This window comes from Streptomyces sp. CG 926 (genome assembly GCF_003148825.1).
In the GTDB taxonomy this organism is placed as follows: Bacteria; Actinomycetota; Actinomycetes; order Streptomycetales; family Streptomycetaceae; genus Streptomyces.
In genome coordinates, this window is the sequence record NZ_QGGZ01000004.1 from 121,649 (window position 1) to 146,110 (window position 24,462).

Sequence of the window (24,462 nt, forward strand, 5' to 3'; positions counted from 1 at the left end):
GGCGGCGTTACGGCGCGGATGTGGCGGGGTCACGGCGCGGACGCGGTCCGTCGGATCCGCCGGGCGACGGCGTGCGAGGCCGCGGTGGCCGCGCCCGCGAGGGCCAGGCCCGTGACGATGTCGCGGGCCCGCGCGGGCCGTAGGACCCCGGCCCGGCGCAGCCGGCCGCGCGCCCACAGGGTGAAGGGGACCACGAGCAGCGGTGAGGTGACCACGCCGGGGGTGTAGCCACGGGTCACGGCGGCCTGCGCGACGTGGACGAGGCCGTGCAGGCCGAAGCCGTTCAGCGAGGCCTGGTAGAAGGCGGAGCGCCCGCCGGTGCGGTATCCGTCCACGGAGGCGGCCGCGACGACCAGTCCCATCACGGCGACGGCGGTGGCGAACTCGCGGCCGTCCACGGCTCCCAGGCTCCGCCAGACCCGGTCGGGTACGCCGGGGTGGCGCTCGCGCAGGACAGGGACCCGGGTCCGGGACCAGCGCGCCACGGTGGCCATTTCTTCGAGGTCGTGCACGGTCCAGGCGGCGAGCAGTCCTAAGGTGACGGCGCTCGGCGATATCGAGGGGCCGCGGTCATTGGCGTTCATACGACCACAGTCTGCAGCCACAGGGGCAGCAACAGGAGCGACACCAGCGAACTCTTGATCACGATCGACGCGGAGAGGTCGACGCCGACGTCGTAGCGCTGGGCGAAGATGAACAGGTTCTGCGGGGTCGGCATCGCCGCGATCAGGACGAGGTACGCCAGCCACTCGCCCCGCACGCCGACGAGCAGCCCGCACACCGCCCAGGTCAGCAGCGGGAACGCCAAGCATTTGAAGCCTATGAGGGCGAGTTCCTCGCGCGTGGTGCCCCTCAGGTCGAGGCCGAGGCCGCCCAGGTGGAGGCCGAGGGCGAACAGGGCCACCGGGGAGGCGCTGTCCCCGACGAACGCGGCGCCGTCCAGGACGACGGCCGGGATCCGTACCGAGAGCAGGTTGAGCAGGATCCCCGCGTTGCAGGCGAGGACCAGCGGGGTCGCGAGCGAGGCGCCGACGGCGCGGGAGAGGCGGCGGCCCGGGCCGCCGGCCTCCGGGCCCGCGCGGCCCAGTTCCATCAGGGCGATGACGACCAGGGACAGTACGCAGACCTGGAACAGCAGGATCGGGAAGATCGGCGCCGCCGTCCCGAACACGGTGATGAAGACGGGGACGGCGAAGTAGGCGGTGTTCACCTGGACTCCCGCCATCACCCGCAGTGCCACGTCGCGGGGCTCGCGCAGACCGTGGGCGACCGCCACCACGGCCACCGCCACCACGGCGAGGGCGGCCGCCCCGGCATAGCCGCCGATCGCCCGCCAGTTGAACAGGGCCCCTAGGTCGCTGGCATAGATGTTGCCGAAGAGGTAGCAGGGGACGGCGAAGAGGAAGGCGTAGTCGGAGAAGACCTTGGAGGCCTCGGCCGGCACGATCTTCCGGCGGGCGAGCAGCACCCCGCCGCCGAAGGCCAGCAGCACCGGCACCAGTTTCTCCAACGCCGCCGCGCCACCCATGCCCGTATCCCCCATGATCGACAGGCCAGCAGCCTAGCCCCACCCGCACACGGGCCCACCGGCGCATAGGCTGGACCGATCATGACCGACGAACTCCCCAACCGGCCGCGCGGCCGGACCCGCGCACGCGTCCGTACCTCGGCGGCGGTCGGCGCCGGGGTGCCCGGCCCGCTCACACGGCTCGCCCTGGTGCTGCGCACGCCCGCCGGGGCTGCGCAGCCCTTGTTCGCACAGGCTCCCAAGCGGTGGCAGCGGGCGATGCCGTTCCTGGTCGTCGGCGTCTTCGTCGTCACGCTGTTGCCGGTGACGATCACGGTGCTGGCCGACGACTACGGGGTGGGCGGCGGCTGGGCGGGCGCGCTGGGAGTCGCGCAGACCGTGCCGCTGCTGCTCGCGCTGACCCGGCCGCTCCACGCCTGGATCGTCGTCCTGGCCGCCGACGTCGCCGCCGCGGTGTTGCTGATGGGTGCCGACCAGGTGGCCGGGCATTCCTGGCCGTGGCCGCCGATGACCATCGTGGGATATCTGGTGCTGATGGCCTGCCTGGGGCTGCGTGAGCCCGTCCGGACCCTGGTCGGGGTGTGGTTGGTGACCGGTGTCGTCGGTACGGTACTGGGCTTCTCCCAGCCCGCGGGCGTGATGAACACCAACGCCCTGCTCTTCGTGCTCGGCGGGGTCATGCTGGTCCTGACGGGCGCGCTGCGGGGGCTCGGCGACGCCCAGCAGCGGGTCGCCGAACAGGAGAGCATCAGCGAGGCGGAGCGGTCCCGGCGCACCCTGCTGGAGGAACGGGCCAGGATCGCGCGCGAGTTGCACGACGTGGTGGCCCACCACATGTCGGTCATCACCGTGCAGGCCGATTCGGCGCCGTACCGGGTACCGGGCATGTCGGAGCCCGTACGGGAGGAGTTCGCGGCGATCGCGGCGAGCGCGCGGGAGTCGCTGGGCGAGATGCGGCGGCTGCTCACGGTGCTGCGCGGCGACGGCGCGAACGGCGCCGGCACGGCGGACGGCGCCGATGGCACGCGGGCCCCGCAGCCGGGGATCGACCGGCTCCAGCAGCTGGTGGAGGCGACCGTACGGGCCGGGCAGCCGGTGGAGTTGTCGCTGGCGGCCGGAGCGGCCGGGGCGGCGCCACCGGCGGTGGACCTGTCGGCGTACCGGATCGTCCAGGAGGCCTTGGCCAATGTGGTGCGGCACGCGCCCGGCGCCCCGACCCGGGTCTCGGTGACGGTGGACGAGGACGAGGTCCTCGTGCTGGTGGTCAACGGTCCGGCCCGGGACGCCGTGGTGGAGCTGGAGAGTTCGGGCACGGGGCACGGTCTGGTGGGGATGCGTGAGCGCGTACGGTTGACCGGCGGGACGCTCGACACCGGACCGCTGCCGGACGGCGGCTTCCGGGTCGCCGCCCGACTGCCCTTGAGCGATCCGACCGAGCCCACCCCTATGAACGAGGACGGCAGTTGACCATCCGCGTGATCATCGTCGACGACCAGGCCATGGTGCGGGCCGGGTTCGCCGCGCTGCTGTCGGCGCAGGCCGACATCGATGTGGTGGGCGAGGCCCCCGACGGGCGGCAGGGGGTGCAGGTGGCCCGCTCCACCCACCCCGACGTGGTGTTGATGGACGTGCGGATGCCGGAGATGGACGGGCTCACGGCCGCCCGGGAGATCCTCGATCCGCCGCCCGGGGTGGTGCACCGGCCGAAGGTGCTGATGCTGACGACCTTCGACATCGACGACTACGTGTACGAGGCGCTGCGCGCGGGCGCTTCCGGGTTCCTGCTCAAGGACGCCCCGCCGGCCGATCTGATCGCGGCGGTCCGGATCGTGGCCTCGGGCGAGGCGCTGCTGGCGCCCTCGGTGACGCGTCGGCTGATCGCGGACTTCGTCCAACAGCGCCCGGCGCCGCGCAAGGACCCGGCGTTGCGGCTGAAGGGGCTCACCCCGCGCGAGACCGAGGTGCTGGAGCTCATCGCGCGGGGACTGTCGAACCAGGAGATCGCCGGGCATCTGGTACTGGCGGAGCAGACGGTGAAGACGCACATCGGGCGGGTGCTGGCCAAGCTCGACCTGCGGGACCGGGCGCAGGCCGTGATCTTCGCGTACGAGGCGGGGCTGGTGCGACCGGGCGACTCCGGCTGATCCGGCCGCCCGCCGCGGCGTGCGCCCGCGGTCCCGTCCGGCCCGCGCCCGCCTCCCGCCCACCGCCTCCCACCCACCGCCTCCGGCCCGCTGACACCCCGCGCCCGTACTGCCCCTGCCGGTCAGGCCAGGGTGGCCAGGACGCCGACCGACGGGGCCGGCGTCAGTTCGTGGCGCTCTCCGGCGCCCTGGGCGCGGGAGCACCCCTGACCGGGACATCCGGCAGCGCGTCCGTGGCGACCGGTTCGGACCCCGCCCCCGGCGGGCCGTCGTGCTGCCCCTGCCCCACGGATCCGAGTCCGCCCGGCGGAGCCGGCCCGTGTCCTCCCGAGCAGACGCAGTCCGTGTGCGGCCTGCCCCTCTCCTCCACCCCCTACCGGGGTATGACATCCGACTTGGCTCCACGGTCCGACGTGGCGGCCGATACCCGCTCCTTACCTTCCTCCTCGTCACGAGGAGAGGAGAAGGGGCATGCGCCGCTTCGCAAGGACGCTGGTCACGGCCGCAGTGGCGGTGACCCTCGTCGGGGGGACCGCCGGGTGGGCGTCGGGCGACAGCCAGGCAGCGGTCACCGGCCCGCCGCCCGGCACCGCTGCCTGGCGGGCCGATACGGCGTACGGCCGGTCGCTGCCCGACCCGGTGACCGCGGCGCCGCGCGAGGTCGCCGCCTTCTTCGCCGGACTCGACGACACGGCGCGCCGGAGGCTGTTGCGATCCCACCCGCTGGTGGTGGGCAATCTGGACGGGGCGCCGCTCCCCCTGCGGTACGAGGCGAACCGGCTCGCGGTGGTCGCCACGGGTGAGGCACGGTACGCCTCCCTCGCCGCGCCGGACCGTCGGATCCTGGCCTTCGACCCGCGTGGCCGGGGCCAGGTGGCCGAGGTGTTCGGGGACCTGGAGCACGCGGAGCACGTCTCGGTGATCGTGCCGGGCTCCGACAACGACGCCGCCGGGTACGACGCCCGGCGCAAGCCCACCACCGGGCCGGCCGGAATGGCCCGGGCCCTGCGCGAAGCCACCGGGACCGGGACCGGCGGGTCCGTCGCCGTCATCGCGTGGATCGGCTACACCACCCCGGTCGGTGTCGGCCTCGACGCGGCCGACGGCCGCCTCGCCCGGGCCGGGGCGGTCCGGCTGGCCCGGTTCACCGCGGGACTCGACGCCGTGGGCGCGCCGGACCCGGTGCTGTTCTGCCACAGCTACGGCTCGGTGGTGTGCGGGCTCGCGGCCCGGCACACCGACGCCCGCGACATCGTGGCCTTCGGCTCCCCCGGGATGCGCGCCGACACCGCCGCCGCTCTGCGCACCGGAGCCCGCGTCTGGGCCGCCCGGGGCCCCTCCGACTGGATAGCCGACGTGCCGAACGTCGAGTTCGCCGGGATCGGCCACGGCGCCGACCCCACCTCCGCGGCCTTCGGCGCCCGCCGGGTACCGGCCGCCGACGTACAAGGACACACCGGCTACTTCGCGGCCGGCACCCGGTCCCTCGCGGCCTTCGCCGCCATCGCGAAGGGAGAGGTCCGATGAGCAGTCCGACGGGCGGTCCGACGGGCGGTCCGACGGGCGGTCCGACGAACGGTCGGACGAGCGCCTCCGCCACCCTGGCCCCGCTGCGTAAGGCAGCCGCGCGGATCGACGCCCGGACCCCCGCCCACCGTGACCGGGCGATCGACGGGCTGCGCGCCCTGGCGCTGCTGGCCGTACCCACCGGCCACTGGCTGCTCGGCGGGTTCACCCTCGACGCCGACGGCGGCCTGCACAACGCCAGCCCGCTGTCCGCCTTCGGCGGCCTGGCCCCGGCCAGTTGGGTGCTCCAGATGCTGGGCGTCTTCTTCCTCGTCGGCGGATACGCCTCGGCGCTCTCCTTCGGGCGGCGCACCGGGTCGACGGGCGCCTGGCTGAAGGGCCGGGCCGTCCGGCTGGGACGGCCCGTGCTCGGAGTGACCGCGGTGTGGGCGCTCGCGGCGCCCGTGCTGTACGCGGCCGGGGTGCCGGAGGCGTCGCTGCGGACCGGGGCGACGCTGGTGGTCCAACCGCTGTGGTTCGTCGGGGTGTACGTGGTGGTCACCGCGCTGACCCCGTACTGCGTGCGGGCGGCCCGGCGCCTCGGCGGCTGGGCGGCGGCCCCGCTGCTCGGCTGCGTCGCCGTGGTGGACGTCCTGCGCTACGGACCGCTCGCCGACTGGGTGCCCTCGTGGCTCGCCCTCGTGAACATCCTTCCGGGCTGGCTGTTCGCCTACCAGCTGGGCGTCTCCTGGGCGGAGCGGCGGATCGGGAGGCGCGGGGCCTGGCTGCTGCTGGCGGGCGGAACGCTGCTGTTCGCCGCGCTGCTGGCGGTCTTCCACTATCCGGCGTCGATGGTCGGCGTACCGGGTGCGGCACGCACCAACTCGCACCCGCCGTCGCTCCTGGTCCTGGCCCTGGCCTCGGCGCAATCGGGCGCGGCGATCCTGCTGCGCGACCGGCTGGCGAGGCTGCTGGCGCGACCGGCCCTGTGGGCCCCGGTGGTCGTGATCAACCTGTCCGCGATGACGATCCTGTGCTGGCACCAGACGGCCATGCTGGCCGCGGCCGTGCCCGGCTCGTTCGTGGGTGAGCTGGCCGGGCTGACGACGGCGCCGGACAGCCTGGGCTGGATCGCGGCACGGCTGGCCTGGATGCCGGTGTTCGCGGCGCTGTTCGTCGCCCTCGCCCGCTACGCGCGGAGGTTCGAGGGCCCGCCGCGCGAGGGGCGGCGGGCGAGCGCGCTGCGTCGGACCGTGGCCGGGCTGCTGGCGGCGGGGTTTGCGGTGTTTGCGCTGGGCCTGGCCTGAGCGCGGTCGGGCAGGTCGCGGATACGGCGAGAGCGCCGCTCCCTCGCGGGAGCGGCGCTCTCGTCAGGTACGGGTGCTCCGCGTCAGGCGATCGAGGCGGCCACGATGGCGGCCACCGCCAGGTTGCAGGCCGCCGACACCCAGACCGCCGGGTGCGGCTCCCGGTCGACGACGATGGCGCCGAGCTTGCCCGGGGTCACCAGGTCGAGCACGAGGAAGGCCACCGCCATCAGGATCAGGCCGAGCACACCGAAGGCCGCAGTGGACAGCAGGCCCTTGCCGAAGTCAGCGTACGTCGTCCAGATCGAGGTGAAGACGATGCCGCCGATGCCGAGGAGCGCGGAGCTGAGGAAAAGGGCCGCGTTGCGGTTGCGCTCCTCCCAGATCTGCTTGGGGAGCTTCCCGGGCGTCAGCACGTCCACGAGGACGATGCCGAGGATCAGCAGCACCAGGCCGAGAGCGCCGTAGGCGCTGGTGCGGCCAAGTCCGTTGATGATGTCGCTCATTGAGAAGCCTGTCTCCGCGTGGGTGGGAAAGTATGTGCCGTGGGGAGGCCGAATCTATCGCACGGCCTTGACGCGGACCATGGGGAGGTCAGCAAATGGTAAAGGTCAGGGCCGCGCGACCGGCCGAGGCGGAGGACCTGACCGCTCTGGTGATGCGCTCCAAGGCGCACTGGGGGTACGACGCCGCCTTCCTGGCCGCGTGCGCGCCGGAGCTGCGGATCCGGGCCGACGACGTGGCGGCCCGCCGTGTCGTCGTGGCCGAGAACGGGCGCGGAGAGGTCCTCGGGGTGGCCTCGCTGGAGGGGACCGCCCCACGGGCGGAGCTCGGGCTGCTCTTCGTCGAGCCGTCGGCCGTCGGGCAGGGGGTGGGCCGACTGCTGTACCGGGACGTACTGCGGCGTGCCGTGGAACTGGGGGTGCGCCGGCTGGTGATCGACTCCGATCCGCACGCGGCCGGGTTCTACCGGGCGATGGGAGCGGTGGCGGTGGTGGCCGCGCCCGCCCCGGAAGCGGGCGATACGGCCCTGGTCCGGTTCGCGGCGGCTCCGGTTCCGCTCGCCGACTGGGCGCGGGCCTGGACCGGTGGCGGGCGGGCCGTACACCTGGGCAACGTCGGTGAGTTCAACGCGCAGTTCGCCGACGCCACCTTGGACCGGGAGCAGCGGCCGGCGCACCACTACGCGTGCCTCGCCGCCTTCTACAGTCCCTACCCGGCCGCGCTGGTGCTGCCGCGGCCGGTGCCGCGCGGCTGGACCGAGCTGGTCTGCCGCCAGCTGGGCTGGACCGGGGTGGAGGTGTACGACGGCCTGCTGGACGCGGATCCCGGCCTCGCCGATGCCGTACGGGCCCGGCCGGCGCTCGCCGCGCAGCTCACCGGGGCCGGGCTGCCCCTCGTACCGTGGGGCCGCACCCGACAGTTCGGGCGGTTGGCGGGCCTGCCGTGGCGGCCCGAGGAGCTGCGCTACGAGGCGAAGTCGGCGGCGCACGGGCTCTTCGGGCGGATCCTGGCGGACGGCGGGCATCCCCGGATCGTGCTCCCCCGGCAGTGGCGGGTCGACGGGCGGGGGGCGGCGGCCCGGATGCTGGCGGCCAGGACCCGGGCGGGCGAGAGCACCGTGGTGAAATCGGAGCACGGTGTCGGGGGTTCGGGCACCACGGTGCTCACCCCCGCGCGGGTCCGCGCCGCGGGCGGGGCATGGGCCGTGCTGCGCCGGTTGCCGCGCGGACCGCTACTGGTGGAGGAGTACGTCGGCTTTGCGGCGTCCGGGGCCGGCGAGGGCCCTCGGGATCTGACCTACGACGGCTTCGTCGACGAGGCGGGCCACGCGCACGAGGTCGGCGGGGCAGTGATGGAGGTGGCGGACGGCTGCTACCGGGGTGCCACGGTGGGCCCGGGTGTGGTGCCCGCGTGGGCGGAGAAGTCCCTCACCGCCTTCGGTACGGCGGTGGGTCGGGAGCTGGCGGATTCCGGTTACCGGGGCTGGTTCGACGTGGACTTCGTCGCCGACGGGGCGGGGCGGCTCGCACCGACCGAGACGAACCTGCGGCTGACCGGGCCGTCCATCGCCTTCATGGTGGCGGCCCGGCTCGACGCGCTGCGGGGCGCGGGGCACCTCGTACGGATCGTGGACCGGGTGGAGCTGGGCGCGCGGTTGCCGGAGGCGCAGCTGGACGAGTTGTGCGCGGCCCTGGTCCGGGGCTGCGCGGAGCTGGGGGCGGTGTTCGTCCCGGCGATCCCGACCGGGGCCTTCGAACCGGCGCCCTGGCTGGGTGTGCTGGTGGCCGCGCGCAGCGGGGAGGTGCTGGACGCGGCCGAGGCGTTGGTGCGGGCCGCGGCCCGGGCGGTCGGGGCGATGTTCGGCCCGTCGTAGGGGGACGCGGCGGGTGGCGGACGCGGGGCTACGGTCAGCGGTCGGGCCGGTCGTCGACGGGGCCGTGGAAGTCGAAGGGGTCGGCCGGTTTGCTGACGACATAGGCCGCGACGACGGCGCCCGCGATCATCAGGGGGATGTTGAAGGCGTAGACGAGCGCGGCCTGGCGCGGCCAGTCCTGTTTGGCGGCCAGCCGGTAGAGGTTGTCCTGCGGCCACCAGGACAACAGCAGGTAGGACACGGCCAGATGGGCGGCCACGGTGAGGGAGTGGCCTCGGCGTTGGCGCAGCATCCGGGCGCGGCCGCCGAAGAGGAAGACCAGCCCGACGCCGAAGGCGACGCACTCGAACAGGTAGAGCAGGGTGAAGAGGAAGGCCCAGGGCTGCGGTACTGCGGTGAGGTCGGTCGATCCGGGCCACAGGACATTGGTCAGGACCAGGGCGACGAGCCCCAGCCCGAGGCCCCCGCAACCGGCCGCGCAACCGGACGAGGCCTCGCCCGGGCCGGTCGAGGTCCCGGACTTGCCGGACTTGCCTCGGGCGGCTCGCGCCGCTGCGGGCAGGACGGGAAGCGGCAGGGCGTCGCGGTCCTCGTGGCCCGTGGTGGTGCGGGGCAGGGCGCGCAGCCGGATCACGGTGCGTGGGCGCTCCTCCCGGAGCACCTTGCCCGCCAGGTGGTCGCGCAGTTCCTCGATGTCCGGCAGGGCGGCTCCGGCCGGCCAGGTCGGGCCGCCGGGCGGTGGGGCCACGTAGGCGACGAGCCGCCGCGGGCCGCGCGGGCCGTCGACCCCCTTGACGATGACCGCGCCGATGCCTGCGTGGCCGCGGATGGCGGATTCGAGGGGGTACGGGTCGAGCAGGCGGCCGTCGGGCAGGGCGATCCGGTCCTGGATCCGGCCGCCGTACTCCAGCAGGCCGTCGTCACGGAGCAGGCCGAGATCGCCGGTCGGTATCGCGTCACCGCCGTCCGGCGGGACGAGGCGGATCTCCCCGCCATGTACCTCGGCCCCGAAGCCGGGGAAGGCGGTACCGAGCAGGGAGATCTGTTCCGGGTCGTCCAACGGGTGCGGAAGTTGCGGTAGTTCGAACCAGGTGCCGATACCGGCGCACTCCGCGGAGCCGTAGACGTTGAGCACGCGCGCGCCGGGGCGCAGCCGCATCTGCAGGGTCGCCTGCTCGTCGAGGTAGAGCCGGTCGCCGGTGACGGCGACCAGCCGCAGGGACCGGCAGGCCGGGTCGGGCCCGCGCTGTGCGACCGGGGCGAGGGTACCGGATTCCGCGTGCCGGATCAGCAGTCGGGTGGCGCCGGCGGGGTCGGTGTGCAGCACGGTGACGCGATCGGTCTCGACGGCCGTGCGGACGTCCTCGGGCTTCCAGGCGGAGCGCGGGCAGAGTACGAGGGCGCCGCCCGAGCACAGGGCCCGGGTCCAGCCCGCGGCGAAGGCGGTGACATCCGTCCCGAGGGTGAACAGGTGCCGGTCGCGCGGGGTCGGCCGGGCCACCTCGGCCCAGCCCTCGTGGGCGGCGAGGAGCAGACCGTGGCTCACGGGGACCGCGCGCGGCTCGGCCGCGCCGGTGAACAGGACCGCGGCGGTCCGGCCGGGCGGCGGGGCAACCGCCCCGGGAAGCCGGTCCTCGGGCCGATCCGCCCCGCCTTCGGCGCGCGGCCCGCCGATCGCCGGGTCCTGTGCGTCGAGCCGGATCACCCGGGGGCCGCCGCCGTCGTCGAGGGCGGCCTGCTGGGCGGCGTCGGTGAGCAGGAGGCGGGGCTCGGCCGCGGCGAGCTGCCGGCGCCCTGAGCGCGGGCTCTCCACGTCGACCACGGTGTAGGACCCACCGGCCTTGAGGACGGCGAGGACGGCTACGACCAGTTCGGCCTGCCGGGCGGTGCCGACGGCGACGAGTGCGCCGACCGGAAGGCCGGAGTCGAGCAGACGGCGCGCCAGCCGGTCGGCGCGCGCGTCCAGTTCCCCGTAGGTGAGGCTGTCCGGGCCGACGACGATCGCAGGGGCCCCGGGGGTGTCGCGGGCCCACTGCTCGAAGCGGTGCAGGACGGTGTCGGTGGTTCGCTTGCCGAAGCGTACGGACTCGGATCCCTGCGTCATGGACCGATGATGCCACCGGGCACCGACAAGGACCGGAGGTCGGCAAAATCGCTCGTACGGACGGGAGTTGACGCCCCGTGCGGGCGATCCGGGACCGAATGCTTGACCTGAGGTTTGGTTGAGGTTCTACCGTTCGGGTCATGGACATGGAAGTCACCGCCTGGACGTCGCTGCACAGCGCGATCAACGCCCAGCAGGACCGTCGCCCGCTCTCCCGGGCCGGCCTGCGCCGCGTCGCCGCCTTCGCCCGCCCGCACCGCCGCGGGCTCACCCTCTTCCTGCTGCTGAGTGTGGTGACGGCGCTGCTCGCGGTGGCCACGCCGGTGCTCGCCAGCCGGGTCGTCACCGCCATCGTGGACGGCCGGGACAGCTCAGCGGTCACCCGGCTGGCCCTGCTCATCGCGCTGATCGCGGTCGCGGAGGCCGGACTCGGGCTGCTGACCCGCCGGCTCTCCGCCACGCTCGGCGAGGGGCTGATCCTGGATCTGCGGACGGCGGTCTTCGACCACGTGCAGCGGATGCCGGTCGCGTTCTTCACCCGGACCCGTACGGGGGCCCTGGTCAGCCGGCTCAACAACGATGTGATCGGCGCCCAGCGGGCTTTCAGCAACACCCTGTCGGGGGTGGTCGCCAATACCGTCACCCTGCTGCTGACCCTCACCGTGATGCTGAGCATCTCCTGGCAGATCACCCTGCTGGCGCTGGTGCTGCTGCCCGTGTTCGTGCTGCCCGCGCGTCGGACGGGGGCGCGGATGGCGGCCATGCAGCGGGAGGCCTCCGCGCTGAACGCCGCGATGGGCACCCAGATGACCGAGCGGTTCTCGGCCCCCGGCGCGACGCTGGTCAAGCTCTTCGGGCGACCCGCCGACGAGTCCGCGGAGTTCGCGGCCCGGGCGGCGCGGGTGCGGGACATCGGGATCCGTACGGCGATGGCTCAGTCGGCCTTCATCACGGCCCTCACCCTGGTCTCGGCGCTCGCCCTGGCGCTCGTCTACGGGCTGGGCGGGTTCTACGCCCTGCGCGGTTCCCTGGACGCCGGTTCGGTCGTCGCCCTCGCCCTGCTCCTGACCCGGCTGTACGCCCCGCTGACCGCGCTCGCCGGCGCCCGCGTCGAGGTGATGAGCGCGATGGTGAGCTTCGAGCGGGTCTTCGAGATCCTCGACCTGAAGCCGCTCATCGCCCAGAAGGAGGACGCCCGCCGGGTGCCGCAGGGGCCGGTGGCCGTGGAGTTCGACCGGGTCTCCTTCGGCTACCCGGCCGCCGACAAGGTCTCCCTCGCCTCGCTGGAGGAGGTCGCCACCCTGGACGCCCGGGGCGGTACTCAGGTCCTGCACGAGGTGTCCTTCCGGGCCGAGCCGGGCCAGATGGTCGCCCTCGTCGGCTCGTCCGGCGCCGGCAAGTCGACGATCGCGCAGCTGCTGCCACGGCTGTACGACGCCGACGCGGGCGCGATCCGCCTCGCCGGGATCGACGTACGGGACCTCACCGCCGACTCGATCCGCGAGACGCTCGGCATGGTCACCCAGGACGGGCACCTCTTCCACGAGTCGGTACGGGCCAACCTGCTGCTGGCCCGCCCGGAGGCCTCCGAGGAGGAGATCTGGGAGGCGCTGCGGCGCTCGCGCCTCGACGGGCTCGTCGCCTCGCTGCCCGACGGGCTGGACACCGTGGTCGGGGAGCGCGGCTACCGGCTCTCGGGCGGGGAACGTCAACGGCTGACCATCGCCCGGCTGCTGCTGGCCCGGCAGCGGGTGGTGATCCTCGACGAGGCCACCGCTCACCTGGACTCCACCTCGGAGGCCGCGGTGCAGGAGGCCCTCGGCGAGGCGCTGGCGGGCCGGACCGCGGTGGTGATCGCGCACCGGCTGTCGACCGTACAGGCGGCGGACCTGATCCTGGTGGTCGAGAACGGCCGGATCGTGGAACGGGGCACGCACACCGAATTGCTGGCGGCGGGCGGGCGGTACGAGGAGCTCTATCGCACGCAGTTCGCGGTGTCGGACGGCGAGGCACCGGTGTCGGGAGCATGATGCCGGGATGGACATCAAACTGGAACTCGTCGCCGTCCCCGTCACCGACATCGACCGGGCCAAGGCCTTCTACGAGAAGCTCGGCTTCAACGCCGACCATGACGTCACCGTCAGCGAGGACATCCGCTTCGTCCAGCTGACCCCGCCGGGGTCGGCCTGTTCGATCGCGATCGGCAAGGGGCTGACCCGGATGACCCCCGGTTCGCTGGACAACATGCAGGTGGTCGTCACCGACATCGAGGAGGCGTACGAGGACCTGCGCGGCCGAGGGGTGGAGGTGACGGAGATCCAGGACCTGCCGTGGGGCTCGTTCGTCTACTTCTCCGACCCCGACGGCAACGGCTGGGCGGTGCAGCAGACCACGCCCCGCAAGACGGCGGACACCGCCTGAGTTCCGGGCCGACGGCCCCGACGGCTCGCGACGGCACCCGGCGACCACCGGCGGCGACCGGCGGCCACCGGCGGGGGTGCGCCGGTCCGGCGCGCCCCCGCCGGGGCGCCGTTCCTCCTGGTCGGCGGCGCTCGTTGGACCTTCCGCCGAGGACATGGCGCGGCCGTGGTCGGGAAAGCGCATTGCCCGCGACGGTGTTCACGGCTTGGCTTGTGCGGGTCGCAACGGTGCGGTTCTCCCCGAGGAAGCGAATGACATCCCTGCTCGACGGCTGCACGCCGTGGCCCGCCGATCTCGTCGACCGCTACCGGGCGGCCGGGCACTGGCGCGGCGACACGCTGGACGACCTGCTGCGCGACCGGTCCCTGCGGTACGGACCGCGGACCGCGCTCGTGCACGGCGGGACCCGCCTCACGTACGCGAACCTGAACCGGCGCGTGGACCGGACGGCCGCCGGGTTCCGGCTACGCGGCCTGCGGCCCGGGCAGCGGGTGGTCGTCCAACTGCCGAACGTGCCCGAGTTCGTCATCACCGTGTTCGCCCTGATGCGCGTCGGCGCGATCCCCGTGTTCTGTCCGATGACGTACCGCGCGGCCGAGGTGTCACACCTCGTGCGGGTCGGCCAGGCCGTCGGCCACGTCGCTCCCCGGGCCCACCAGGGTTTCGACCTCACGGCGATGGCGGCGGACATCGCCGCCCACGGTCCGTTCCTGCGGCGGGTGTTCACCTTCGAGGCACCGGGCGAGTCCTCCCCGTACGGCGGCTTCACCGTCGACCCGGCCGGCTGCCACTACTACCCGCTGGGCTCCCTCGACTCCCCGCCCGAGCGGCGGCTCGCGCAGAGCGCCGAGCAGGTGGCCTTCTTCCTGACCTCCGGCAGTACCGGCGCGGAGCCCGCGCTCGTTCCGCGTACCCACGACGACTACGCCTACCAGGTCCGGGCCGCCGCCGAGGTGGTGTCGCTCACCGAGGACGACGTGTACCTGGCCGTGCTGCCCGCCGCGTCCGACTTCGCCTTCGGCTGCCCCGGCATCGTCGGCACCCTCTCGGCCGGCGGCGCCGTCGTCCTGGCCGAGGACCCGGCGGCCGCCGCGTGCCTGGCGGCCGTCGAACGGGAGCGGGTCACCGTCACCTCCCTGGAGCCCTCCGCCGTTCGGCGCTGGCTCGACCTGCTCCCCACGTCCCGGGCCGACCTGAGCAGTCTGCGTCTCGTACAGATCGGCGGCGGGCCCTTGGACCGGGAGACCGCCGAACGCGTGGGCCCCGAGTTGGGCTGTCGCCTGCAGCAGGTCTTCGGCACGGCCGAGGGGGTACTCACGCTCACCCGGCCCGCCGACGCGGACGGGACCGTACTCGGCACGCAGGGTCGCCCGCTCTCGCCCGACGACGAGATCCGCGTGGTCGACGCCGCCGGCGAGGACCTGCCCGACGGGGAACCCGGCGAGCTGCTGGCCCGCGGCCCCCACATCCCGCGGGGCTACTACCGGGCGCCCGACCGCGACGCGCGCTCCTTCACCCCCGACGGCTACTTCCGCACCGGTGCCCTCACGCGGCGCACCCCGGACGGCGATCTGGTGGTGATCGGCCACCTCACGGACGTCCCGTCCGCTTCCTGTTCCTGACGGCGGGGGCCCGGTGAAAGGATGTGCCGATGTCGACGAACCGTGAGCCGATGGACCACCGGCCGATGGATCTCGAGGCCTATGTCGAACGGACGCGCGGTGGGCCGTGCTTCGTGTGCGCCTTCCTCGCCGGCCACCCCGACTACGCGCACGAGAGCGTCTTCGAGGACGACCACCACGTGGCCTTCCTCGACCGCTGGCCCACGCTGCCCGGAAAGGTCCTGGTGGCACCCAAGGCGCACATCGAGCACGCCGTGCGCGATCTGGACCCCGCGGCCTACACCCGGCTGATGCTGGTCGTACGGGAGGTCGCCCTCGCCGTCGAGGACGTCTTCGACAGCGAGCGCACCTACCTGTACTCGCTGGGGAGCCGGCAGGGCAACGCCCACATGCACTGGCACATCGCGGCGCTGCCGCCCGGAGTTCCCTACGAGCGGCAGCAGTTCCACTCCCTGATGACCGAGAACGGGGTGCTCTCGCCGTCGCCCGCGGAGCGCGCCGCCACGGCGGCGCTCCTGCGCGCGGCCGTCACCGCGCGCGGAGTCCTCGTACCGCCGCGGTGAGCTCGGGCTCCGCGGTGGGCTCAGGCCCTGCGGTTGGCTCAGGCCTCTGCCGCGGCGTGGTGGTGGTCGAGCTCCCAGGCGTGGTGCTTGAACTCGTGGCGGAAGTCGGCGTGGTCCTCCCACTGGCGGGCGATCCCGCGCAGCACGTCCCAGTTGTGCTCCACCGACTGGTCGATGACGCGGCGCATGGCCGGTTCGGCGGACGCCCGCTTCTCGATGAGGCCCTTGATCGCGGAGGCCTCCAGGACGGAGTTCCGCAGCGCACGCAGGGCGCGGGAGGTGTCATCCATGGCGAAGCCGTGCTCGCTGCCCGTCGCTTCGTCGAACAGCGGGGTGAGCCGCGCCTCGATGAATGCGGTGATCCGCTCGAAGTGCTGCACGTCCATCGGGGGCTCCCTCTCCTGCCGGACCACGTCGTGCGTCCGGCGTCTCCACTCGCTTGTGCTGTTCGGGGGCCATTATCCAGCAGCCCACGTGATCTGTTTTGATGATCCACTGTGCACGATCGACTGGGGGGTGGTCCGGTGGACGGGAATTCAGGGCTGACGGAACGTTTCGAGGAGCACCGCTCTCATCTGAGAGCGGTGTCCTACCGCATGCTCGGCTCACTGGCCGAGGCCGAGGACGCCGTCCAGGAGGCCTGGCTGCGCCTCGACCGTTCCGATGTCAGTGAGGTCGAGAACCTCGGCGGCTGGCTGACGACGGTCGTGTCGCGCGTCTGCCTGAACATGCTGCGCTCGCGCGAGTCCCGGCGTGAGGACCCCATGGAGGCGTATCCGACCGACCCCGCCGTCGACCGTGCGGAGACGGTCGACCCCGAACAGGAGGCCCTGCTGGCCGATTCGGTGGGGCTTGCGCTGCTGGTGGTGCTCGACCAGCTGGCACCGGCCGAACGGCTCACGTTCGTGCTGCACGACCTGTTCGCCGTGCCCTTCGACGAGATCGCCCCGATGATCGAGAAGACCCCGGCGGCGACCCGGCAGCTCGCGAGCCGCGCCCGCCGCCGCGTCAAGGGGGCCCCGCTGGTACCCGAGGCCGATCTGACCCGTCAGCGCCGCGTCGTGGACGCCTTCCTCGCCGCCACCCGCGGCGGCAACTTCGACGCGCTCGTCACCCTGCTCCACCCCGATGTGGTGCTCCGCGCCGACAAGGCCGTCGTCCCCACCGCCGCCCCGATCTTCCTGCGCGGCGCCGTCACCGTCGCCACGAGCGCGATGGCCGCCATGCAGCGGGCACGGGCCACAGCGCCGGCCCTGGTCGACGGAGTGGTCGGCCTGGCGATGGCCCCGCTGGGACGGCTGTTCCTGGTACTCGGTTTCACGATCGAGGACGGTCTGATCACCGAGATCGACATCATGGCGGAACCGGAGCGGCTCGGCGCGCTCGAACTCGCCGCGCTCGACGTCTGAGGGCCGGACGGCCGCCGCCCGGAAGCGGCCGTAGCGATTCCGTGCCGCGGCCGCCTCTTCTGGGCCGCGGCACGGCGCTCACATACTGGCGCCGTGACCGACTACGTCAAGCACCTGCCCACAGCGGCGATACCGGAGGGCCCGGTCGCCGTCTGGGAAGTCGACCATGCCCGGCGCTGGCTCCGGGCCCGCGTCCCCGCGCTCTTCTCGCCCGTCGCCGGCAGCCGGCTCCTCGTGATCCCGGTCGTCGTCGCCCTCCTGCTGACGGTTCGGCAGAACGCCGAGGGGCGCGCCTTCGCGGCGGCCGTCCTGCTGGCCGCGCTGCCGCTCTGGTTCCGCTACCTGCCGGTGGCCACCCTGCTCGCCTCCCTCACCCTCGCGTACGACGCGGCCCGTACCCTTTCCGACACCTCCGGCCCCTCCGACACGACGGGCCGGGCCGGTCCCGGCCTGGTTCTCGGCCTTGCCGCGTGGGCGTCCACCGGCGTACTGCTCCGCCTGCGTGCCCGCCGCCGTCAACGCGAACTGGCCCTCGCCGCGGCCGGACCCGCCCGCTTCCCGCTGCCGGCCACCCTTCCTGTCGGCCACCGCCACCGCGGCCGGCCGGGGATCGTCCTCGGCTCCGTGTGCTCGCTCGCGGCCGCCCCGGCCCTCACCCACCCGTACGGGCCGTTCGAGGGACGGTTGCTCACCTCGCTGTTGCTGGTCGTCGGTTCCACCGCGCTCGGTCGGGGCCTGGTCTCGCACGGGACGGCGCGCCGCCTGCGCGCCCGGCCGCAGCCCGCGCTCCTGGTCGGTGTACGGGAGGCGGGGTCCGGCCACCACTGGCTGTACCCGGACGCCGATTCCCCCACCGGCCCGCCCCTGATCGCCCACTTCCCCCGGGCCCAGGACACCGTCACGGGGCAGCGGGTCCTGCTCGCAGGCTCCGAGCCGACCCTGCGCACGACCCACCACGACATCGACCCGGAACGGGAACCGTTCCAGGCCGTCCTGTACGGGGCCGTGTACGAGGGGGCCGAGGTCGTCCTGGAGAGCGCCGTGTACGAGCGGGGTGTCCGCCTCGTCCCGCAGGTGACGGCCGCGGTGCTGGTCCCCCGTCGGCGCCACGGGCTGAGCGGGTGGAAGCCGGCGGGCACCTCGTACCGGGAGGCCGTACGGGAGCGGGCGCGCCAGGAGGAGGAGCGCAGGCGCGAACAGGCGCGGAAACGGGAGGAGTCGCGCGGCTCCGATTCCTCCACCGGCGGCGGCTGCGGAGGGGGATGCGGCGGCGGGTGCGGCGGAGGGTGTGGGGGCTGCGGCGGCTGCGGCTGACCGCCCGCGCACCCGGGAGCGGACGTACAGAACACCAGGCACACCCTCAGGCACACCCTCGGGAACACACTCGGGAACTCAACTCCGGGGCACACTGCGGGACACGCTCCGGGACACCTTCAACGGCACTTTCAGGGCGCGAGTACGTCCAGTTCCTCCAGCGCGCCCACCGCGATCCGGCGGGTCAGTGCCTCGGCCCGGGCCGCGTCGCCCTCGCGGACCGCCTCGGCCACCTGGACGTGCAAGGTGACGGCGGCGGGGTCGGGATCGGGGAACATCACCGCGTGTTCGGTGCGTCCGGTCAGGACCTCGGCGACGACGTCCCCGAGGCGGGCGAACATCTCGTTCCCGGAGGCGTTCAGTACGACGCGGTGGAAGGCGATGTCGTGCCGCAGGTAGCCGTCCAGTTGATGGCCGCGCGAGGTGCGGACCATGCCGAGGGCCGCCTCGGTGAGCTCGGCGCACTGCTCCGGTGTGGCCAGCCGCGCGGCGAGCCCGGCCGCGACCGGCTCGATCGCGGAGCGCAGCACGGTGAGGGACCGCAGTTGCCGGGGCCGGTCGGTGCCGGCCAGGCGCCAGCGGATCACGCGCGGGTCGTAGACGTTCCACTCGTCGGTGGGCCGTACCGTGACGCCGACCCGGCGACGGGACTCGACCAGGTGCATCGACTCCAGGACGCGGACGACCTCGCGTACGACGGTGCGTGAGGCGTCGAAGCGTTCGGCGATCTCGTCCGTGCGCAGGACGCTGCCCGGGAGGTACTCCCCCGCCGTGATCTCGAGCCCGAGGGTGTCCAGCACATGGGTGTGGAGCCCCTGCCCCTGTCCAGGACTGCCTTCGGTGGTCATGGCGAAAGCGTACGGTGACGGCTCCAGCGACGAAAGATGTGGCGTTTCCGATCCGGAGCTTGAATACGTAGTACTTAATGCGCTTCAGTTGGTGCCACACAAACCGATGTCGACGAGGACAGCGAGGTGGACGTGAGCACCCAGCGCGTCATTGTGGTGATGGGCGTGGCCGGCACGGGCAAGACGACCGTGGGCCAACTGCTCGCCAAGGCACTCGGCGTTCCGTACGCGGAGGGCGACGCCTTCCACCCGGCGGCCAACGTCGCCAAGATGTCGGCCGGCACCCCGCTGGACGACGCGGACCGCAGGCCCTGGCTGGACGCCATCGGCGAGTGGATCCGCAACAGCGCCGACCGGCGCGGCGGGGTCATCGCCGCCTCCTCGCTCAAGCGCGCCTACCGTGACCGGTTGCGCGCCGCCGCCCCCGGGGCCGTCTTCGTCCACCTCGCCGGTGAGCGCCCGTTGATCGAGAAGCGCATGGCGGCACGCAAGGGCCACTTCATGCCCACCACCCTCCTCGACTCGCAGTTCGCCACGCTGGAGCCGCTCCAGGACGACGAACTCGGCGTCGTCGTCGACGTGTCCGGATCACCGGAAGACACAACCGAGCGCGCACTCGCCGCGCTGCGCCGCCTCCCGGCACAGGAGAACTGAGGCCGGACCGATCGCCTCGGCGGCCGACGCCCGGCTCGGGTCGGCCGTCCTGACGGGCACAGCCGTCATCGGCCCGCTCATCGCCTGCTCCACACCGCAGCCTTCCTGCCCCTGACGGCCGGGCGGCCGCCTCTTGAGGTCTTCGCGGACGTGAGGATGGCGAGGACCTTCGCCGGTTCCACAGCCGTCGTAGGGACGCCGCGCAGCCGTCCGCGTACATCGGTCCGCCGCCCGAGAAGGACGGAAGACGAATCGAGGGTCTGCGACCGGGTGTCACCGCAGACGGTCGCCTCGGCAGCGCCGGCGCGTACCGCGGTCCGTCCGCCGATCCGGGGCCGCCCCCACCGCCCGGTCGATCCCGCCGAGCTCCCGATCCCGCCGAACTCCCGATCCCGCCCAGCTCCCCGATTCCGCCGTGCGCCCCGAAGCGCCTCCGGGGAGGACCCGCCGTTCAGCCCATCAAGGGCACCGGCCGCGGCGCCGAAAACGATCAGGCGGAGTCGCCCCACCCCCGCAGTCCGGTACACCGCCTCCGCTCCCCTCGGCCGCCCCGACCACGGCGGTCCCGCACCCTGGCCCGCCAGGCCCGGAGGAGATCCCGCATGCGTGTCTTCCTGCCCCTGACCGCCGTCACCACCGCCGCGCTCCTGTTGGTCACGGCCGCCGGAGCGACGCCGGCCGCGGCCGACCGGAACCCCGGCGGCGCACCGCTGATCAAGGTGTCCGACGGGGACCCGTACGCGGACTGCACCATCGGCGCGATCTCCCCCGAGAGCATCGCGTACCCGGGCACCGAGGTCGAGCCGTACCTGTCCGTCGACCCGCGCGACCCGAAACGCGTGGTCACCGTGTACCAGCAGGACCGCTGGAACGACGGCGCCGCCCGCGGCCTGGTCGCCTCCTGGACCACCGACGGCCGCACCTTCCACCGGAGCACACTGCCGTTCAGCCTGTGCGCCCCCGGCGGCGCTGACTACGAACGGGCCTCCGACCCCTGGGTGAGCACCGGGCCGGACGGCACCGTCTACGCGAGCGGGGAAGGCGTCGACTTCACCAAGAGCACGCGCAGCGCCCTCCTGGCCGCCACGTCCCACGACGGCGGCCGCACCTGGCAGAACCTCACCACCACCCACGTCGACGAGCAGCCGTTCTTCAACGACAAGCCTTCGCTCACGGCCGACCCGATCCGCGGAGGCACCGCCTACCAGGTCTGGGACCGCCTCGACAACGACCCGCCCGGCCCCAGCTCCCTCGACGGTCCCGGATACATCTCCGTCACCCGCGACGGCGGCCGCACCTGGAGCGCGGCCCGGCGGTTCGTCGACACCAGCGCGGTGCCGAACACCCAGACCATCGGGCATGTGATCGTCGTCGACCGGCACACCGGCACCCTGTACGACTTCTACGACCGGATCACCCACTCCGACGATCTGAGCACCGTCACCGAAGCCCACTACCAGGTCGTCACCTCCACCGACGCCGGCGAGACCTGGAGCGCCCCGGTCAACGTGGCCCGGGACACCTCCGTGCCCGAGGTCGACCCGAACGACCCCACCAAACTGCTGCGCGCCGGGTCGACCCTGCCCAGCGCCGCCGTCGACCCGAAGACGGGCACGCTGTACATGGCCTACGAGGGCTCGGACTTCTCCGGCGGCCGTTTCGACTCCGTCCAGCTCGTGCGCTCCACCGACGGCGGCCGCACCTGGGGTGCCCCGGAGCTGATCAGCCCGCAGGACGTGCCGGCCTTCTCCCCGTCGATCGCGGTCGACGACCGGGGCACGGTCGCGCTCACCTACTACGACCTGCGCTTCCTCCAGCCCGGCGACACCACCACCCTGCCCACCGCCTACCAGCTGGCCACACTGCCGCACGGGAACCCGGAGCTGCGGACCGAACGCCGGATCTCACGGGTGTTCGACTGGCTGCAGGCGCCGTTCGCCGGGGGCTACTTCCTCGGCGACTACCAAGGCCTGGTCGCGGACGGCACGGGGGTACGGGCCGTGCTCACCGAGACCAACTCCGACGCACCACTGAACCGTACGGACGTGTACACCGGCAGTTTCCGCATCCGCTGACCTCGGGGACTGCGCGCGAGGCCGGGAGTACTGCGCCTGCAATCGCCCTGTCGTCAAGGTCTCACGTGCTCGGCGCTCCTTCGACGACACGGCTCAGGCCGCGGCTTCAGTGGAGGCGGCGTCGGATGCGGATCGGTCCACGGGCGTTGTCCGGGGCGACAGGTCGACCGCCCTGGGTGATCTCCACCTCCCCGGCCGTCACCAGCCGCCGGGCCGCGCGGCGCGCTGGTTCCATGAGTGCGCGCCAGCCGTCGTCGTCCCCCGTGTACACCGCCCGCGCGGCGTCGGACGGGCAGATCGTCGCGGTAGGACCCCGGCGCTCGAGCAGCTCCAGGATGGTCTTCTCCAGGCGTCGGTCCGTCTGCCGATCGTTGCCGGTCACGTCGCCAGTGTCGCACCGGCGGGGAGGGACAGCCCGGCCGCCGGGGCTGTCGGTGGCGGGACCTCCGTGACTCCTGGGGTGCGCAGTGTCCCGAGGGGTTCATCGCCGCCCGGGGCCGCGAGCGATCACCGTGATGTCGAGGCCCAGGCTCATCACGACGCAGGCGCCGAGCGCCGACCACTGCCAGGAAAGGCCGGACTCGAAGCGGTGGCGGACGAGCCGGTCGAGATCTCCCCGACCGGGCGCTGGACGTACAGCATCCAGAGCTTCTCCTCCCCCGGCCGCTCGCCTTGTCGCGGGCCATCTCGACGGTGTCCGCGAAGCTGTGGAGCACCGCGTCCACCGCGGAGGAGGCTCCGAAGGTGGATGGGTAGGCAGCACCGTGGACCGGCGGGGCCGACACGACCGCCTTGCGGGAGGTTCTCCCTGAGGGGCCTCGCGCAGCACGAATCCGTCCTGGTGGGCCGCAGCCGCGACGCGCGAAGAAACGCAGACGGATCGGCGCGCGGCGGTGCGCACGTCGTAAGGCGGAGTGGAGTCCGTCGGGCCGGCGGGCGGGCCAGGTACCGAACATGCGCGAAGCGTTCGCGGCGGAAAATGAGTCGCGCGGGCGGGGCGGAATGCGAGAGCTTGCCCGGGTGCAACAGGCAATGGGTCGTACGGTCGGCGTCCACGTCACTCACGGGGGCGAATACTTCGGGCTGTTGGGCCCGTACGCGGTGGACGGGGGCTGGTGGTCGTCCGCCCCGCCCGTCGTCGAGCGGGTGTCGCGGGAGCTGGGCGTGCCGGTGGTGGTACTCCGGCTCGCCCACGCGCCGAGCGACGGCAGCAGCGGGCACGGTGGGCATGTGGTGTACCACGTCGAGGCATGGGAGCGACCGGTCGGGACGACACCGTGTCAGGTGTCCGCGGACGTGGCCACGCTGCTCGGACCGGCCGAGCGCCGCGCCGGTTGGGCCACCGCCGGCGGGCTGCGAGAGGCACTCGGCTGGGCCGAGGAGCAGCTGGCGGGAGCAGGCCGACCGGCCTGCGGCAGGCCCGAACAGATCCGGACGTGGAACCTGTCAGGTCTCTTCCGCTACCGGACCGCCGGCGGCGGCGAAGCCTGGTTGAAGGCGATCAACCCTGCCTTCAACGCCCGCGAGGGCCAGGTGATCGCACTGCTCGGCTCCGTCGACCCCACGCTGGTACCGACCCTCCTCGGCTCCGACCCGGAGCGTGGCCGGCTGCTGCTCGACCACGTGGCCGGGGAGGACCTCTGGACCCCGTCGGCCGAGGATGTGGTCGCCGTGGTGCCCCGGCTGGTCGCCGCCCAGGCGGCGTTGGCCGCCGACGGGCGGGCCGCCGCGGCCGGGCTCCGGGACCGCACCCTGCCCACCCTGGTTGTCCACGTGAACGCGCTGCTCGACCGGCTCCAGGAGGAGCGGGCGATGTCGCCCGAGGCCGACGGGCCCGAAGAGCAGCTCGAAGAGCCGTTGACGGCTGGGGAGCTGGCGTCCGCCCGGGTGCTCGCCGGGCGCCTGCCCGCGCTGGTCGAGAAGCTGACGGCGTGCGGGCTGCCGGACACTCTCGTCCACGGCGACTTCCACCCCGGCAACTGGCGCTCCGACGGCACCCGGGCCGTGATCGTGGACTACGCGGACTCCGCGTTCGGCCACCCCGCCCTGGATGGGCTGCGCCCGCGTCAGTTCGTGACCGAGGATCGGTGGACGCAGATCGCCGATGTGTGGGCGCGGGCATGGCGGGAGCACGTGCCCGGCTCGGCGCCGGAACGCGCGCTGGAGCTGGTCGAGCCGCTGTTCCACCTCGCGTACGCGGTGCGGTATCAGGAGTTCCTGGACCACATCGAGACCAGCGAACGGCCGTACCACGAGACCGACCCGGTCAGTGAGATCCGCAGGGCGCTCACCTGTACGAGGTGACGTGACGGCCCCTCACCCCCTCCCCTCCCCCGGAGGGCGATGGGCTGTCGAGCAGAGCCGATCGGACCGGTTGCGCACCCCGTCAACCTCCGCCCCGTTCCTGCAGCTGCGCGAACTGGGCGGAGCTCATCGGCGGATTCTTGTCAGAGGGCGGCGGCGGGCGAGCCCCGGGGCCCCCTTCCGGGCCCTCTCCCTGCGCGAGGCCCAGAGGTTCTGTCCAGGGAGGTCATGGACGGGTGGGGTTGGTAGCGTTCGGCATTCTCCTGCACGGTAACGCTCTGCATCG

At 73.4% G+C, this 24,462-nt stretch carries 21 protein-coding genes; 14 read left to right on the forward strand and 7 right to left on the reverse strand.

Features of this window, described 5'->3' with window-relative positions; genetic code table 11:
* Nucleotides 1–29 precede the first annotated feature (29 nt).
* Both BCL76_RS12655 and BCL76_RS12660 read right to left on the reverse strand, forming a co-directional pair.
* Nucleotides 30–584, reverse strand: a complete 555-nt coding sequence (locus BCL76_RS12655; RefSeq protein WP_109779583.1) for an HXXEE domain-containing protein — start codon at nt 582–584, stop codon at nt 30–32.
* A complete protein-coding gene (locus tag BCL76_RS12660; RefSeq protein WP_258309584.1) occupies nt 581–1,543 on the reverse strand; it encodes an AEC family transporter in 963 nt (320 codons plus the stop codon). Before BCL76_RS12660 ends, BCL76_RS12655 begins: the two co-directional genes overlap by 4 nt.
* Nucleotides 1,544–1,609: 66 nt before the next feature.
* On the opposite strand from BCL76_RS12660, the gene BCL76_RS12665 reads away from it, so the two are divergent.
* From BCL76_RS12665 to BCL76_RS12680, 4 genes are all read left to right on the forward strand, one after another.
* Nucleotides 1,610–2,995: a sensor histidine kinase gene (locus BCL76_RS12665; protein ID WP_109779585.1), complete on the forward strand. Its 1,386-nt coding sequence runs from the start codon at nt 1,610–1,612 to the stop codon at nt 2,993–2,995.
* The gene (locus tag BCL76_RS12670; protein ID WP_109779586.1) at nt 2,992–3,672 is read left to right on the forward strand and encodes a response regulator; all 681 of its coding nucleotides are present in this window, start codon (nt 2,992–2,994) and stop codon (nt 3,670–3,672) included. Before BCL76_RS12665 ends, BCL76_RS12670 begins: the two co-directional genes overlap by 4 nt.
* A 471-nt stretch (nt 3,673–4,143) precedes the next feature.
* Nucleotides 4,144–5,199, forward strand: a complete 1,056-nt coding sequence (locus BCL76_RS12675; protein WP_109779587.1) for an alpha/beta hydrolase — start codon at nt 4,144–4,146, stop codon at nt 5,197–5,199.
* Complete coding sequence (locus BCL76_RS12680; RefSeq protein WP_258309585.1) at nt 5,196–6,485, forward strand: acyltransferase family protein; 1,290 nt, start codon at nt 5,196–5,198, stop codon at nt 6,483–6,485. The genes BCL76_RS12675 and BCL76_RS12680 overlap by 4 nt, the downstream gene beginning before the upstream one ends.
* Nucleotides 6,486–6,568: 83 nt before the next feature.
* Here the strand turns inward: BCL76_RS12680 and BCL76_RS12685 are convergent, their stop codons facing one another.
* Nucleotides 6,569–6,991 (reverse strand): DUF350 domain-containing protein, encoded by a 423-nt coding sequence (locus tag BCL76_RS12685; protein ID WP_030766760.1) that lies wholly within the window; start codon nt 6,989–6,991, stop codon nt 6,569–6,571.
* A 95-nt stretch (nt 6,992–7,086) separates the two neighbouring features.
* Here BCL76_RS12685 and BCL76_RS39715 point away from each other — a divergent pair, with 95 nt between their 5' ends.
* Nucleotides 7,087–8,862 (forward strand): GNAT family N-acetyltransferase, encoded by a 1,776-nt coding sequence (locus tag BCL76_RS39715; protein WP_258309586.1) that lies wholly within the window; start codon nt 7,087–7,089, stop codon nt 8,860–8,862.
* Between the two features lie 34 nt (nt 8,863–8,896).
* Here BCL76_RS39715 and BCL76_RS12695 read toward each other — a convergent pair whose 3' ends face one another.
* The gene (locus BCL76_RS12695; RefSeq protein WP_109779588.1) at nt 8,897–10,966 is read right to left on the reverse strand and encodes an AMP-binding protein; all 2,070 of its coding nucleotides are present in this window, start codon (nt 10,964–10,966) and stop codon (nt 8,897–8,899) included.
* A gap of 140 nt (nt 10,967–11,106) precedes the next feature.
* Here BCL76_RS12695 and BCL76_RS12700 point away from each other — a divergent pair, with 140 nt between their 5' ends.
* The 4 genes from BCL76_RS12700 (at nt 11,107) to BCL76_RS12715 (ending at nt 15,572) form a co-directional block, all read left to right on the forward strand.
* On the forward strand, nt 11,107–12,996 hold the full coding sequence (locus BCL76_RS12700; protein ID WP_109779589.1) for an ABC transporter ATP-binding protein: 1,890 nt from the start codon (nt 11,107–11,109) through the stop codon (nt 12,994–12,996).
* A 7-nt stretch (nt 12,997–13,003) separates the two neighbouring features.
* Nucleotides 13,004–13,387, forward strand: coding sequence for a VOC family protein (locus tag BCL76_RS12705; RefSeq protein ID WP_030766748.1), 384 nt, complete (start codon nt 13,004–13,006; stop codon nt 13,385–13,387).
* Between the two features lie 251 nt (nt 13,388–13,638).
* A complete protein-coding gene (locus BCL76_RS12710) occupies nt 13,639–15,009 on the forward strand; it encodes an AMP-binding protein (protein WP_109779590.1) in 1,371 nt (456 codons plus the stop codon).
* Between the two features lie 29 nt (nt 15,010–15,038).
* Nucleotides 15,039–15,572: an HIT family protein gene (locus tag BCL76_RS12715; RefSeq protein WP_258309589.1), complete on the forward strand. Its 534-nt coding sequence runs from the start codon at nt 15,039–15,041 to the stop codon at nt 15,570–15,572.
* A gap of 38 nt (nt 15,573–15,610) precedes the next feature.
* Here BCL76_RS12715 and BCL76_RS12720 read toward each other — a convergent pair whose 3' ends face one another.
* Nucleotides 15,611–15,958, reverse strand: coding sequence for a hypothetical protein (locus BCL76_RS12720; RefSeq protein WP_109779591.1), 348 nt, complete (start codon nt 15,956–15,958; stop codon nt 15,611–15,613).
* Between the two features lie 138 nt (nt 15,959–16,096).
* Here BCL76_RS12720 and BCL76_RS12725 point away from each other — a divergent pair, with 138 nt between their 5' ends.
* Both BCL76_RS12725 and BCL76_RS12730 read left to right on the forward strand, forming a co-directional pair.
* On the forward strand, nt 16,097–16,981 hold the full coding sequence (locus tag BCL76_RS12725; RefSeq protein ID WP_109779592.1) for a sigma-70 family RNA polymerase sigma factor: 885 nt from the start codon (nt 16,097–16,099) through the stop codon (nt 16,979–16,981).
* Between the two features lie 93 nt (nt 16,982–17,074).
* Nucleotides 17,075–18,295, forward strand: coding sequence for a hypothetical protein (locus tag BCL76_RS12730; protein ID WP_109779593.1), 1,221 nt, complete (start codon nt 17,075–17,077; stop codon nt 18,293–18,295).
* Nucleotides 18,296–18,426: 131 nt separating this feature from the next.
* Here BCL76_RS12730 and BCL76_RS12735 read toward each other — a convergent pair whose 3' ends face one another.
* Nucleotides 18,427–19,143, reverse strand: coding sequence for a FadR/GntR family transcriptional regulator (locus BCL76_RS12735; protein WP_109779594.1), 717 nt, complete (start codon nt 19,141–19,143; stop codon nt 18,427–18,429).
* Between the two features lie 132 nt (nt 19,144–19,275).
* Here BCL76_RS12735 and BCL76_RS12740 point away from each other — a divergent pair, with 132 nt between their 5' ends.
* Both BCL76_RS12740 and BCL76_RS12745 read left to right on the forward strand, forming a co-directional pair.
* Nucleotides 19,276–19,797: a gluconokinase gene (locus tag BCL76_RS12740; protein ID WP_109779911.1), complete on the forward strand. Its 522-nt coding sequence runs from the start codon at nt 19,276–19,278 to the stop codon at nt 19,795–19,797.
* Nucleotides 19,798–20,399: 602 nt separating this feature from the next.
* Complete coding sequence (locus tag BCL76_RS12745) at nt 20,400–21,872, forward strand: sialidase family protein (protein WP_109779595.1); 1,473 nt, start codon at nt 20,400–20,402, stop codon at nt 21,870–21,872.
* A gap of 106 nt (nt 21,873–21,978) precedes the next feature.
* Here the strand turns inward: BCL76_RS12745 and BCL76_RS12750 are convergent, their stop codons facing one another.
* The gene (locus tag BCL76_RS12750) at nt 21,979–22,254 is read right to left on the reverse strand and encodes a DUF3253 domain-containing protein (protein ID WP_109779596.1); all 276 of its coding nucleotides are present in this window, start codon (nt 22,252–22,254) and stop codon (nt 21,979–21,981) included.
* 638 nt (nt 22,255–22,892) lie between these two features.
* Here BCL76_RS12750 and BCL76_RS12755 point away from each other — a divergent pair.
* Nucleotides 22,893–24,176: an aminoglycoside phosphotransferase family protein gene (locus tag BCL76_RS12755; RefSeq protein ID WP_258309590.1), complete on the forward strand. Its 1,284-nt coding sequence runs from the start codon at nt 22,893–22,895 to the stop codon at nt 24,174–24,176.
* The last annotated feature ends 286 nt before the right edge of the window (nt 24,177–24,462 follow it).